Annotated in this window: 11 protein-coding genes; 3 read left to right on the plus strand and 8 right to left on the minus strand. The window is 68.2% G+C overall.

The window, feature by feature from the left end:
- Positions 1 to 103 precede the first annotated feature (103 nt).
- On the minus strand, positions 104 to 868 hold the full coding sequence (locus KY49_RS14300; protein WP_042585329.1) for a hypothetical protein: 765 nt from the start codon (positions 866 to 868) through the stop codon (positions 104 to 106).
- A gap of 322 nt (positions 869 to 1190) precedes the next feature.
- Here KY49_RS14300 and KY49_RS14305 point away from each other — a divergent pair, with 322 nt between their 5' ends.
- Positions 1191 to 2576: a GSCFA domain-containing protein gene (locus KY49_RS14305; RefSeq protein ID WP_231636421.1), complete on the plus strand. Its 1386-nt coding sequence runs from the start codon at positions 1191 to 1193 to the stop codon at positions 2574 to 2576.
- Positions 2577 to 2608: 32 nt separating this feature from the next.
- On the opposite strand, the gene KY49_RS14310 is transcribed toward KY49_RS14305, so the two are convergent.
- From KY49_RS14310 to parS, 5 genes are all read right to left on the minus strand, one after another.
- Positions 2609 to 3220 carry an HD domain-containing protein gene (locus KY49_RS14310; RefSeq protein WP_042585331.1) on the minus strand — a complete coding sequence of 204 codons (612 nt, stop codon included), beginning with the start codon at positions 3218 to 3220 and terminating at the stop codon, positions 2609 to 2611.
- Between the two features lie 28 nt (positions 3221 to 3248).
- Positions 3249 to 4298 carry a patatin-like phospholipase family protein gene (locus tag KY49_RS14315; protein ID WP_042585332.1) on the minus strand — a complete coding sequence of 350 codons (1050 nt, stop codon included), beginning with the start codon at positions 4296 to 4298 and terminating at the stop codon, positions 3249 to 3251.
- A 77-nt stretch (positions 4299 to 4375) separates the two neighbouring features.
- Entirely contained in the window at positions 4376 to 7816 is a 3441-nt protein-coding gene (locus KY49_RS14320) for an adenylate/guanylate cyclase domain-containing protein (RefSeq protein WP_042585333.1), read from the minus strand.
- Between the two features lie 209 nt (positions 7817 to 8025).
- Complete coding sequence (locus KY49_RS14325) at positions 8026 to 8505, minus strand: RES family NAD+ phosphorylase (protein ID WP_042585334.1); 480 nt, start codon at positions 8503 to 8505, stop codon at positions 8026 to 8028.
- A complete protein-coding gene (gene parS / locus KY49_RS14330) occupies positions 8502 to 8957 on the minus strand; it encodes a type II RES/Xre toxin-antitoxin system antitoxin (protein WP_042585335.1) in 456 nt (151 codons plus the stop codon). Before parS ends, KY49_RS14325 begins: the two co-directional genes overlap by 4 nt.
- Positions 8958 to 9269: 312 nt before the next feature.
- Here parS and KY49_RS14335 point away from each other — a divergent pair, with 312 nt between their 5' ends.
- Both KY49_RS14335 and KY49_RS14340 read left to right on the plus strand, forming a co-directional pair.
- Positions 9270 to 9578 carry a DUF4148 domain-containing protein gene (locus KY49_RS14335; protein ID WP_042585336.1) on the plus strand — a complete coding sequence of 103 codons (309 nt, stop codon included), beginning with the start codon at positions 9270 to 9272 and terminating at the stop codon, positions 9576 to 9578.
- A 434-nt stretch (positions 9579 to 10012) separates the two neighbouring features.
- The gene (locus KY49_RS14340) at positions 10013 to 10729 is read left to right on the plus strand and encodes a dienelactone hydrolase family protein (RefSeq protein ID WP_042585337.1); all 717 of its coding nucleotides are present in this window, start codon (positions 10013 to 10015) and stop codon (positions 10727 to 10729) included.
- A 106-nt stretch (positions 10730 to 10835) separates the two neighbouring features.
- Here KY49_RS14340 and KY49_RS14345 read toward each other — a convergent pair whose 3' ends face one another.
- Together KY49_RS14345 and KY49_RS14350 are read right to left on the minus strand one after the other, a co-directional pair.
- Complete coding sequence (locus tag KY49_RS14345; RefSeq protein ID WP_042585338.1) at positions 10836 to 11777, minus strand: LysR family transcriptional regulator; 942 nt, start codon at positions 11775 to 11777, stop codon at positions 10836 to 10838.
- A 365-nt stretch (positions 11778 to 12142) separates the two neighbouring features.
- Entirely contained in the window at positions 12143 to 13441 is a 1299-nt protein-coding gene (locus KY49_RS14350; RefSeq protein ID WP_042585339.1) for an adenylosuccinate synthase, read from the minus strand.
- Between the last annotated feature and the right edge of the window lie 71 nt (positions 13442 to 13512).

Genomic DNA, 13512 nt, shown 5'->3' on the forward strand with positions numbered 1-13512 from the left:
TTCCTTTGATGCGTAGCGGGGAATGGCCGGTGCGCGCTGCACCGGCGTCAACCGGCAGATTGTAGTGGTCAATTCGCCGCCGCCGCACACGACGCCGCGCCGGTCACTCGCCACGTGGCACGGGCGGCGGCGCATAGCGATCGTCGTTGCCCGGGAACGGATTCGCCTTGCGGCGCAACGCGTCTTCGTCGTCCTTCTGCGCGAACAGCGCGACGCCGATCACGCCGACGTTCGCCGTATCGCCGAACTTCGCGTTCGCGACATAGCTGTCCGGCACCGACGCGAAACGGAATGCCGCCACCTCGTCCTGGCTCTTGCGGAAGCCTTCGATCGTCAGCGTGCGGCCCGGGTAGAGCACGTAGCCGCCGTTCCCGTAGCTGCCCGGGCGCCCGGACAGCACGTCGAGCCCGTCGACCGTCGACACGACCTCGAACGTGCGGCGCCCCTGGTTGCGCAGCACGATCACGTAGCGCGCGCCCTCGACGCCCGCCATGTGCCAGCGGCCGTCGCTGCGCGCGAGGCGCAGCGGCGCGCCGCGCTCGTCCGCGAAGGACAGCGCGACGTCGCCGTTCGCGAGCGCGACCCGCGTCGGCAGCGTACGCACCGTTGCGGCGGTCGGACGTCCGGGCAGCGCGTCGTTGTAGTAGACCGACGTCACGTCGGTCGGCGTGGCCGGGTTCGCGCGCACGAAATCGACGCGGCGCGTCTCGGAGCGCACCGCCTCGCCCCATGCGGTGCCGAGCCCGCGACGCTCACCGGCGTCCGGTGCGGCGGAAGAAGCGGCGCCGGCGGGCGGCAGGGGCGACGAACTGCAGGCGGCAAGCCAGAGCGCGCAGACAAGCGCAAGCAGACGGAACAGGACAGTCATGGTCATCAATTCTCGGAATGTTATCGGTCCACGCCGGGGCCCGGGCGCGGCACTTTCGTGTCAGTTGCCGTCACGATGTCGATCGGACGGGGCCGCCATCGGCAACCGGCGCAGTCAAACCGGCCCCGGTCGAGATCGGCCCCGCTATTTAAGCATGGCGCGCGCGGCGCGAACCATCGCGGTGCGACCACCGTCCTAAAGTTGGACTCGCGGGCTGCCGTTATCCCGCCGACAAGTCTTGTACACCAAGCGACACCGGATCCCCATGGACATTACGAGTTGGAAGGAACACGCCCAGCGAACCCTCGCCGGGACGGGCGGCATGCATGAAGCCATCGCGCTGCTGGAGCGCGAACCCGACGAGACGGACTGGGAAGCCAACATGCTCCTCGGCATTCTCTACGGGCAGGCGCGCGATCTCGGCAACGCGGTCAAGTTCCTGGACAGGTCCGCGTCGCACAATCCGCACAATCCGGACACGATCTTCTTTCTCGGCTGCTTTCGCGCGCTGCAGATTCCCGGCTTCCACAAGAGCTGGGCGGTGCGGCGCGATCACGCCAGACAGGCGCTCGGCCTGGTCGAAAATTCGCCGAACGCGGCGCAATGGCCGCAGCTCAAGCTTTGCCTCGAAATGCTCGCGACGGCGGCCAGCTACGTCGGCCCGCAGGACGATGCGGAATTCGCGTATCGCTGGCTGATCCGGATCGATCCCGACAATGCCGGGCATTACGCGAATCTCTCGCAGATCCGCGCCGATGACGACCTGGACGAAGCCGCCGCGCTGCTGGACAAGGCGCAGTCGCTCAGCCCGAACATCGCGAACCGCAACGACCTCGCGCTGTCGCGCAAGGTGCTGTCGGCCGGGGAGCGGCGCGCACCGATCGCCCGCGCGAAATACCCGACCACGAAGGAAATGCGCGGCGATCTCGCAAGCGTCATCCGCGCAACCCTGCTCAAGGATTTGCCGAAGCAGCGTTTCGTCAGCGCAGACACGCGGTTCTTCACGCTCGGCTCCTGCTTCGCGCGCGAGATCGCCACGCGCTTGATCGAGCGCGGCTATCGGGCCGACTTCTTCGAAGTCGTCGAGCACATCAATTCGAGCTTCGCGAACCGGAGCATGGTCGACTGGGCGCAGGGCAAGTGCCGGGGCCAGAGCCGCGAGCGGCTCGACGAGCTGTTCGCATCCCTGAATATCACGCCGGACGGATTGCGGGCGCGTTGGGCCGCGGCGAACGTGTTCATCTACACGCTCGGCGTGGCGCCGGCCTTTTTCGACAGGCAGTCCGGCGAGTTCGTGATGCCGTCGAGCTCGACGTTCGCGTCGCGCGCCTTCGCGGAAATGTACGACTTCCGGACCACGACGGTGCAGGAGAACCTGGAGAATCTCGAGTACATCGCATCGTACATGCGCACGTTGAACCCGAACGTGAAGATCGTGATTACCGTGAGCCCGGTGCCGTTGAAGACCACGTTCGAATTCAAGTCGGCGATGCAGGCGGACTGCATTTCGAAATCGACGCTGCGCGTCGTCGCCCACGAGTTCGTCACGAAGCATCCGGACGTCGTCTACTGGCCGAGCTTCGAGGTCGTGCGCTGGCTCGGCGGACATGTCGGGCCCTTCTACGGCAACGACGACGATGCCGCCCTTCACGTCGGCGACGACGTGGTCAAGGCCATCACCGACCTGTTCATCGAACACTATTCCTGACCGGGACCGGCGCGCCGCCAGCGCCGACCGTCTCAAGGCGGCGGCAAGCCGAGCCGCCACGTCAGGTTGCGGCGCGCGCGCGCTTCGCAGCGCGCGTGGAACAGATCGGTGTAATAGATCCGCGGGCGCGCCAGCAGCTCGCCGAGAATCGCGCGGACCTGACGGTCGTACGCGCGATCGTCGAGGTCCGGGCGCTCGGCGCGCAGCCGCAGCCCGTCCTCGCGAAAACGGCTGCGCGTCGCGCCCAGCACCGCGAGATCGATGTCCACCACGAAGCGCACATCCGGCTCCGCCGGCACGACGTGGTGCTGCGTCGCCAGGATCATGTCGCGTATGCGCTCGCCCGCCGCGATGCGCCCCGCCGCCCAGTGCCGGAACCAGTCGGCGCTGCGCGCCTCGTTGTCGCGGGCGCCGGGCCGATAGATCACGTCGTGGCACCACAGCGCGAGCTCCACGCTGTCGGGATGCGGCACCACGCCGCGCGCCCGGTCGAGATCGCGCAGGCAGCGGCGGATATGGCGCAGCGTGTGGTAGTGACGCGCCGCTTCGCCATAGCACCGTGCAAGGTCCGCATAGACGGCGTCGGCATCGAGGCCGCCGCTGCGGGTCCACAATGCGACGAAGCGCGCCCGTGTCTGGCTCATCCCGGTTCCCTCGCGTCACCGCGCCCGCTCAAAGAAATTCCTTGCGGATGTCGATGCTCGATCGCTCGCCGACATGCCGGTAGTTCTCCGCGAGCCATGCGTGGGCCTCGCGCCGCCCGTTGTCGCGCAGTCCGCACAGGAAATCCCAGTCCGCGTTGTACTTGCTTGAGACGCTGAGCGCGCACATCGCTTCGTCGGAGCGGATCGAGTGAATCCGCATTTCCTTCATCTCGCCGCGGGCGAGCTTGCCTTGCTGGATCAGCTCGGTGACGAACGCGATCGCGCGCATCTCGCGCATCAGCGACGAATTGAAGCTGATCTCGTTGATGCGGTTGAGGATGTCCGCCGCCGTCACCGGCACGCCCGGGCGGACGAGCGGGTTGATGTGCACGATCACGACGTCCTGCGTGTCGCAGTGGTAGATCAGCGGATAGATCGCGGGATTGCCCATGTAGCCGCCGTCCCAGTAGTGCTGGCCGTCGATCGTGACCGCCTGGAACAGGGTCGGCACGCAGGCCGACGCGAGCACGGCTTCCGCGCAGACGTCGTCGCCCGAGAAGATCCGTATCTTGCCGGTCTCGACGTTGGTCGCGCTCAGGTAGAGGCCGATCGGGCAGCGCTTCCTCAGCCCGTCGAAATCGACGTGCCGCTCCAGCACCTCGCGCAACGGGTTCAGGTTGTGCGGATTGAACTGGTACGGCGAGAAGATCCGCAGCACCATGTCTGCGAACGCATACAGCGGCGAGTGGTCGAGCCCGAAGCTGTGCGTGCCCTTCAGCCAGGGCATCCAGCGCAGCGGATTGTATTGCTCGGCCGACTCCGCGACCGCGCGCCAGAAATCGTGCAGCGCGCCGCGAGCGGCAGCCTCGCCGCCCCGCAGCAGGCCATGCGCGAGCACGGCGGCATTCATCGCGCCGGCGCTGGTCGCGCTGACGCCTTCGATGGACAGCCTGCCGTCCTCGAGCAGGCGATCCAGCACGCCCCACGTGAACGCGCCGTGCATGCCGCCGCCCTGCAACGCCAGCGCGACCGGCTTGCGTTCGTCACGTCCGCCGTGCCTTTCGCTCCTCGTGGCCATCTTCGGTCTCCCGTGATGATGCCGGTTTGCGCCGGCCGCACGCGCATGCGTCGCCGATGCGCTTCAGCGCGTGCGGCTCACCCGCCGTTCGAAGCCAGCTGGTCGAGCAGCGCGGCGGCCTCGCGCAAGTCGGCCGTATCGAAACCTTCCGTAAATCCGCCGTACGCCTCGGACACCATCCGCCACGCGTCCGCCGTCCGGCCCTGGCCTTGCCACACGCGCGCGAGGCTCAGCACCGCGCGCAGCTCGAACGAACGGGCACGCTGGCGGCGCGCGACGTCGATCGCACGCCGAAGACAGTCCTCGGCGTCATCCGCACTGCCCGCCGCGCCGAGCAGCAGCGACGCCTTGAGTCGATGCAGCTCCGCTTCGTAGCAGCGCTCTCCGGTGCGCGCCGCCAGCGCCATCGCTTCGTCGATCGCAGCGAGGCCCGCCGCCGGAGCGCCGGCGCGTGCGCAGCTCTGCGCGAGCAGCGCGAGGAAGTGCGTGCAGCCCATCGCGGCGCCGGTCGCGCGGTAGCCGTCGAGGCCCGCGCGCATCTGCGCGATCCCGTTCGCGAGGTCGCCCTGCTCGCTCAGCGCCCAGCCCCGCAGGACCGCGCCCCACGCATGCCAGAACGGCAGCCCCTGCTCGGTCGCGAGCGTCATCAGCGCTTCGGCGTGCTCGCGCGCCGCGTCGGCTTCGCGCCGGAACTGACGAAGCTGGGCCGCGTACGCGAGCGTCAGCGCCAGCGTCGGAACGTGCGCGACCTGCCGGGCCCGTGCGAGCGCCTGCCGGCAGCGCAGGTTCGCCTGATCCGCGCAACCCTGATGCCACAGGGTCCACGCGAGGAAATTCAGGCTGCGGATGCCCGGATCGATCGTGCCGGCGAACGCGGGCCCGGTACGCGGCTCGGCGTCGAGCAACGCCAGCGCCCGCTCCCCGTGAGCCCGGGCGCGCATGAGCTCGCCTTCGAAGAACAGGCTGGCCGACAGCGCGAGATGCGCCTCCACGAGCAGCCCCGGATGCTTCACCTGACGCGCCATGCGCAACATCCGGTCGCCGATCTCGCGGGCAGTCGCATACTCCGCGCGCAAGTGGTAATGCGTCCTCAGCCCGAGCTGCACCAAAAAGAGCTGGGATGTCTCGCCGATCTGCTCGCACAGCGCCAGTGCGCGCGTGTAGTTCGCCGCGACGTCCGGCGCGCCGTAGCCGCGGACCGCCATCAACGCCGGTCCCAGCGCGATCCGCAGCGTCAGTTCCTGATGCGCGCGCTCGGGCGTATCGGGCAGGCGCTCGAGCAATTCCAGCGCCGCGCCGAGGTGACGCATCGCGTCCGGCTGCGCGGAATGCTGGAGCGCCTGCTGCCCGGTGCGGTACAGGTACTCGACGGCTTTCGGCACGTTGCCGCTCAGCCGGTAGTGGTGCGCGAGTTCGCTGCAGAAATCCGCGATGCGGGCCGGGAACAGCGCCTCGATCGCCTGCGCGGTGCGCTCGTGCAGCGCGCTGCGCCGCTCGGTGAGCAGCGAGTGCCCGGCGACTTCCTGCGTCAGCGCATGCTTGAACGAATACTCGACCTCGGGAAACGCGGGCCGCTCGTAAATGAATTCCGCGGCCTCCAGCCGTGCCAGCAGACGGCGCAGATCGTCGTCCGTCCGCGCGGCCTGGCCGTCGCAGATGCGGCGGATCAGGCTGAACGGAAACTCCTTGCCGATCACCGCGAGCGTCTGCAGCATCTCCTTCTCGTCGATCGCGAGCCGGTCGATGCGGGCGGCCAGCACGCCCTGCACGGTCGTCGGAATATGCAGCGCGGCCGGAATCCGCTCGATCCGGTAGCGCCCCGGCTCGCCGAGCAGCGCGTGTTCCTCGACGAGCGTCTGGACCACTTCCTCCATGAAGAACGGATTGCCCTCCGTGTTTTCGAGGATCAGTTGCTCGAGGGGCGCGAGGGTGGGATCGTCGCCGAGCAGCGCGGCGAGCAGCCCCTGGGCCTCGGCCGGGCCCAGCGGTTCGAGCCGCAATTGCGTGCGATGCGCCGCGCGTTCCCAGACCGGCAGATATTCGGGCCGGTAGTTCACGAGCAGCAGGATGCGCGTGCGCTCGACGCGCTCGATCAGGCAGGCGAGAAATGCTTCGGTCTCCCGATCGAGCCATTGCAGGTCCTCGAACAGCAGCTCGACCGGCTGGTCACGGCTCTCGCGCGCCAGCAGCCGGATGATCGCGTCGAAGGTGCGCTCGCGCCGAATCTGCGGGTCCATCTCGGCGAGCGCCGGTCCGCCGTCGCCGGCGCCCAGCAGATAAAGCAGGTAGGGAACCAGTTCCTCGAAGCTGCGCTCGAGCGTCAGCGCCTTGCCCATCACCTTTTCGCGGCAGCGCCGCTCGTCGTCTTGCGCGGTGATCTGGAAATAGTTCTTCAGCAGCTCGATCAGCGGCAGATACGCGAAGGCCTTGCCGTGCGACACCGAAAACGTTTCCAGCACGAGGCAGCCGCGCCGCGAGCGCTCCTTGAACTCGTGGAACAGCCGCGATTTGCCGACGCCGGCCTCGCCGACCACCGCGACGACCTGCCCGCACCCCGCGCCGGCCTGCTGCAACGCGCCGTGCAGGTGATCGAGTTCGGCGTCGCGGCCGACGAAGCGCGCGAGGCCGCGATGCGCGGCCAGCTGCAGCCGCGTGCGCAGCGCGCCGAGCCCCAGCACCTCGTACACGGGCAGCGGCTCCGGAACGCCCTTGACCTGGGTGGCGCCGAGCGCCTTGAACTCGAAATAGCCTTCGGCCAGCTTGTGCGTCGACTCGCTGACGAGGATCGACGATGGCGTCGCGATGCCCTCCATCCGCGATGCGATGTGGATCGTGTGCCCGACCGGATCGTAGTCGGTGTGCAAGTCGTCGGTGCGGATCGAGCGCACGACGACTTCGCCGGTGTGCACGCCGACGCGGATCTGCAGCGGGATGCCCTTCTCCAGACGAATCCGGTCGCTGTGACGGCGCATCGCCTGCTGCATGCGCAATGCCGCGAACAGCGCGCGCTGCGGATGATCCTCGTGGGCGATCGGCGCGCCGAACAGCGCGAGGATGCCGTCGCCGAGCGATTTCGCGACGTAGCCTTCGTAGTAGTGGACTGCTTCCATCATCAGCGCGACGACCGGCTCGATCAGCCGATGCGCTTCTTCCGGATCGAGGTCGTGGATCAGCGCGGTGGAGCAGGCCATGTCCGCGAACAGCGCGGTGACGGTCTTGCGCTCGCCGGCGGTTCCGCCGCGCGCTTCCATCGCCGCCTGTTCCGCGCGGATGCGCTCGGCGAGGTGCTGAGGCGTGTAATGGATCGGCGCCATGGACGGACCGACAGGCCCGGCGGACAGCCGAGGACGCGGCGACGGACCCGCATCGGCCAGCGGCGCGCCGCATTCGCTGCAGAACTTCGCGGACGCGCCCGACTCGTGGCCGCAGCGCGGGCAGGTGCGCGTCAACACGGCCCCGCAGGTCTCGCAGAAGCCGACCCCGGCGGGGTTGTCGAATCCGCAATGTGCGCAGCGCATACGATCGCTTCCCCTGCCCGGAACCTGCTCTTACACATTCTAGTGCCGCACCTGCATGCGGCAAGCGGCGACGGGATATGGCATTCCCTCGGTTCCGGCCAACGGCCATGCGCGCCGTGCGTGCGACGTCGTCCGCGTCGCCGAGCGGCCTGCCGATGCGATGCCGGTTTCACGCGAGCCGGCGGGCAAGCCGCGCGGCGCGTGCGGGGTCACGCCTGCGGCTTCGGCTGGATCAGCCGCAGGATTCGGCTGTCGTATGGCGCTTGCAAGATCTCCGCGACGCGAATCTCGGCGACGGCCGGGTGAAGTGGATTGAGCAGGAAGTTATGCGCATGCGGCACGACCGCGCTCGGCACGCGCAGCAACGCGCTCGGCTTCGTCTGCAGCCACTCGGTGCCCGCGCCCTTCGTCCAGTCGGGATTCGTCCGCCAGTCGGCCGGCGCGTCGTGCTCGGCGATCTCGGCCACCGCAACCGAGTCGGGCACTTCGACCCGCAGCAGTTGGTAGCCGTTCGGCAGTTGCGCGACGGAGGCGATCTCCAGATGGACGAGCGTCTCGAGCAGCGCCAGCGCCGGATGCTCGGCGAGATACACGACCGGCTGCCCCGCAAAATGCCAGCGGCCGCCCGCACGCAATCCGCCGACGCCCTTCAGGTCGGCGTAATTGCTGATCCGCCACAGCGTCGTCAAGCGAAGTACCCTTCGTCGATCTGCGTGAGCGCCTCTTCGACGAGCCGCGCGCCGTGCTCGGTGCTTGCCATGTCGAGCGAGGTCCGGCCGCCGAAGCGCTGAAGCCCGCTGCGCAACCACGCCATCGCCTTGTCCGGGTCGCCGAAGGTGGCGCTCGCCTGCGCGACGATCCGCGCGAGACGGATCGCCTTGTCGGACTCTTCGGGAGACAGGCGCTCATGCGCCTGGCGGCGGTGGCTCAACGTCCGGCGCGGAATGATGAAAGCCAGCTCGTCCGACTTGAGCCCGCGCTCCGACAGCCGGTCGATGACCCCAACGTCGACGCGCGCGCTCGCCAATTCGGCGAGATCCGCACCCGACCGGACGCGGGTTGCCAGCAACTGTTCGAGAATCGCGAACTCGGCCTGCCGCGGATGCGCGACGCCGGACGGATGGAAAGCGATGGTTGCCATGGGTCCTCCTCGGCAATTTGCCCAACTATTATAGGCGTTTTGCCGAACCATTGGCGATGCGGGATAGCATGCGGCCGGATCGGCGAGAAATGTTCGGCTCGCCGATGCCGACTTTGTCACGTAACAACCCGATCATTCCACGCCTTTCAAACAATCCCCCCGAAAAGCTCGGACTCCATCGTGGATCGTTAACCCAATTGCAATAATTTTTCGCCGCAATCGGTATTTCCGGCCGGTATCGCCATCGCTACGATGCAGTCAACCGCTCAGCACAACCAGTGAAGCGCGAAATCAACGCAACCGGAGGTCGACATGAAATCGTTCATCTACGCCGTGGTCGCAGCCACTGCCCTGTCCGCGTCGTACGGCGCGTTCGCCCAATCGAGCCAGCCGTCGCCGACGCGCGCGCAGGTTCGCGCGGAACTGGTCCAGCTCGAGCAGGCCGGGTACAAGCCGGAAGCGTCCGACGTCCATTACCCGCAGGCGCTGCAGGCCGCGCAGACGCGGGTCACCAACGCCGATGAAACCGGCTATGGCGCGCAGGCAGCCGCCGGCGTTCGCGCGGGCCACGTCGTGACGGTCACGCAGAGCGGCCCCGGCTCGGTCTACTTCGGTCATTGAGCCCGCCCGTCGCTCGCGCATCGCGAGCGCGGTCGAACGACGGAACACCACGCCCCCGATCGTCGGGGGCGTGGTGTTTTCACATTCGGCCATGCATGTTCGCAACGAACGGCGTCATGACATACAAAGCCGTTTCCGCGCGAAATATTCAGGAATGCTTGAATTCTGGCCGGTCGGCGCGCAGCGATGAAAGTCTGCGCCATCACGGCGGCCGCACCTCGCGCCCCGACGACGGCCACGTTCCGGGCCGGCCGACCGCCATCATCACGAGCGCAGACCGGGGACGTTTGAGCATAGAATTCCGGCGAGTACGAAGCCGGCCGAAGCGGCCGCGGGGAAGTCGTGAAGACCACCGGGAAGATTCCGGTCGCTGCCGCGCTCGCCGGCTGTTCTGAAGCGGTACCCATGCGCATTTTTTCAAAAGGAGCGGTTTCATGTCTCAAGCATCCGGATCCATGATCACCTTTCGCCGCCCGGACGGCCAGGAACTGCAGGGCTATCTGGCTACGCCGGAAAAGACCGACGGCGCGCCCGCGGTCGTCGTCATCCAGGAATGGTGGGGCCTGAATGACCAGATCCGCGGCGTCGCGGACCGGCTCGCGCGGGCCGGGTACTTCGCGCTCGTTCCCGACCTGTACCGCGGGAAATCGACGGTCGAAGCGGAAGAAGCGCACCATCTGATGAGCGCGCTCGACTTCGGCGACGCGGCGTCGCAGGACATTCCCGGCGCGGTGCAGTACCTGAAGACGCGCGCCGCGCGCATCGCCGTCACCGGCTTCTGCATGGGCGGCGCACTGACCCTGCTCGCGCTGCAGAACGCCGACGTGGCGGCCGGCATCGCGTGGTACGGCCTGCCCCCGCTCGACTACATCGACGCATCGAAGATCAAGGTGCCGGTGATGGGCCACTGGGCGACGCAGGATGCGTTCTTTACGATCGATCAGGTGGACGCGCTGGAAAAGAAGCTGGGCGCCGCGAACGTCGACTTCACGTTCCATCGCTACCTCGCGCATCACGCGTTCGCGAACGAGACCGCCGTCGGCGCCGGCCGCCTGCCGGGCACGCAATACGATCCGGCATGGTCGCAGATCGCATGGGACCGGACGCTCACGTTCCTCGGCCGCACGCTGTGGACGACCGAGCCGAAGTAAGCGCGCCGCGATACGCGTGATCGTCGTCTGCCGGCCGGGCGCATGCGGCCGGCGGATGACGGCAACAAAGGCACGCGTGACGCCGTCACGGCGGCGCCGCGCCGGCTCAAGGCTGACCGGAACCGCACAGCGCCGCCTCGTCGGCAGCCAGCATCTCGGGCACGCATTCCCGCAGGAACTCGACGAACGTCCGGATCTTCGCGTCGAGGTACTGCCGCGACGGATACAGCGTGTAGACCGTCAGCTTTTGCAGCCGGTATTCGGGCAGCACGCGGACCAGCGCGCCGCTGCGCAGTGCCGGCACCGCGGTCGACATCGGCAGCGAGCCGATGCCGAGACCGGCGCGCAGCGCAGCGCCGAGCGCATCGGCAACATTCACCTGAAAGTCGGGCAACGGAAGCTCGAAGGTCTCTCGGCCGTCAGGGCCGTCGAGATGCCAGCGGTCGCGCGGAAACACCGGCGTGACGATCTGCAGGCAGGCATGCGCCTCGAGGTCCTTGATCGTCTGCGGCGTGCCGTGTTCGCGCAGGTACGCGTGCGACGCGCACAGCACGCTGTGCACGGTGCCGAGCCGCTGCGACACGAGCCCGGAATCGGGCAGCTCCGTCGTGCTCAATTGCAGCGACACGTCGTAGCCTTCGTCGATGATGTCGGGCACATGCTGCGACAGCGTCAGCTCGACCGCCACCGACGGATAGCGCTCGCGGTAGCGCACGACTGCCGGCACCACGTACGCCTGGCCGAAGCTCGTCGTCGCGTGCACGTGCAGCCGGCCCGACGGCTTGGCCTGCGCGTCCGCCGCTTCCGCCTCGGCCTCGTCGATGTAGGCGAGCACCCGCTGGCAGCGATCCAGATAGCGCTGCCCCGCATCGGTGAGCGCGATGCGGCGCGTGCTGCGATTGAGGAGGCGCGTGCGCAGATGCGTCTCCAGTTGCGCAACCGAACGCGATGCATAGGCGGTCGTGATGTCCAGGCGCTGGGCAGCACTCGTGAAGCTGCCTTCCTCCGCGACGCGGACAAAAATGCGCATCATCTGCAGCGTGTCCATCGACAAGCCCCCGGGAATGAGATCGTCTCGCGCCATGCGGCCCGGGCGCGTCGCGATGCGCGAGGCCGGGACCGTGCCTGTATCGCCGCAGCGCGAGCGTTGCTGCGCACGCTTCCGACGGCGTCGCTCCGAAGCGGGACATCCACGCACGCACACGCGTGCGCTTTCCGCTACGGCACGAATGGTGCGGAACAGTACAGGAGCGGTAAGGGCGTGTCCAGTTCGGCATGATCCCGACCGCGGTGGTCAAGCCGACGCTTCCGGACGACGCATCACCGATGTAGTCACACGCCCGCTCGGCCGGACTCCTGACGGTGCGACCGGCGTGGGCTATCGGCGTGGGCGACCGGGTTGCCAGCGGCGTGCTATGCGTGCGCGGACGACTCGAACGGACTCCGCAACACGATGGTGTCGTCGCGTTCCGGCCCGGTCGTGATCAGCGAAACCGGCACGCCCGCGATCGCCTCGACGCGTTCGACGAAGCGGCGCGCCGCTTGCGGCAGGTCGCCGAGCCGCCGTTTTCCGGCGACCGTGCCGGCCCACCCGTCGAACTGCTCGTAGACCGGCTTCGCGCGGGCCAGCGCAGCGAGGCTCGCGGGCAGATGATCGATGCGCTTTCCGTCGAGCTCGTAGCCGACGCCGAGCCGGATCACGTCGAAACCGTCCAGCACGTCGAGCTTGGTCAGCGCCAGCGAATCGATGCCGGACACCTTGACGGCCTGGCGCAGCTGGACCGCGTCGAGCCACCCGCAGCGGCGCGGCCGGCCGGTATTGACGCCGTACTCGCGCCCGCGCTCCCGCAGCCGCTCGCCGGCCTCGTCGGCAAGCTCCGTGACGAATGGCCCGCCGCCGACGCGGGTCGCATAGGCCTTGGTCACGCCCAGCACATGACCGAGCTTCGATGCGCCGAGACCGGTGCCGGCGGCCGCCGCCGACGCGACCGTGCCCGACGAGGTCACGAACGGATACGTGCCCCAGTCGATGTCCAGCATCACGGCTTGCGAGCCTTCGAACAGGATCTTCCTGCCCTGGTCGTGCGCGTCGTTGAGGTCGGCCCACACCGGCCGCACGAACGGCAGCACCTTGGGCGCGAGGTCGGCGAGCATCGGCAGCATCGCGTCGCGTGACCACGAGTCGAGGCCCAGGCCACGAAACCACGCATTGTGATGATCGAGCAGCGCGTCGAGCTTGTGAGCGAGTCCGTCCGGATCGGCCAGATCGCAGACCCGCAGCCCCCGGCGGCCGACCTTGTCTTCATAGGCGGGGCCGATCCCGCGCAGCGTCGTGCCGATCGGTTCGCGGCGCAATTGCTCCTGTGCACGATCGACGGCCCGGTGAATCGGCAGGACCAGCGTGGCGTTCTCGGCGATCGACAGGTTGTCCGGCGTCACCGCGACCCCGAGCTCCGCCATGCGCGCGATCTCGGCGAGCAGCGCTTCCGGGTCGAGCGCGACTCCGTTGCCGATCACGCCCGGCTTGCCGCGCACCAGCCCGCTCGGCAACAGCGCAAGCTTGTAGGTCTTCCCGTCGACGACCAGCGTATGTCCCGCGTTGTGGCCGCCGTTGTACCGCGCGACGATGTCGGCCTGCCCCGCGAGCCAGTCCACCAGACGCCCCTTGCCCTCGTCGCCCCACTGCGCGCCCACCACCACCACATTCGGCATGCTTCGATCTCCATGTGAGAAATTTCGACACCTGGCGGTCTCCGCGAGCCGCCCGCATCGCATATTGGCGG

This window comes from Burkholderia sp. MSHR3999 (assembly GCF_000833595.1).
In the GTDB taxonomy this organism is placed as follows: domain Bacteria; phylum Pseudomonadota; class Gammaproteobacteria; order Burkholderiales; family Burkholderiaceae; genus Burkholderia; species Burkholderia ubonensis.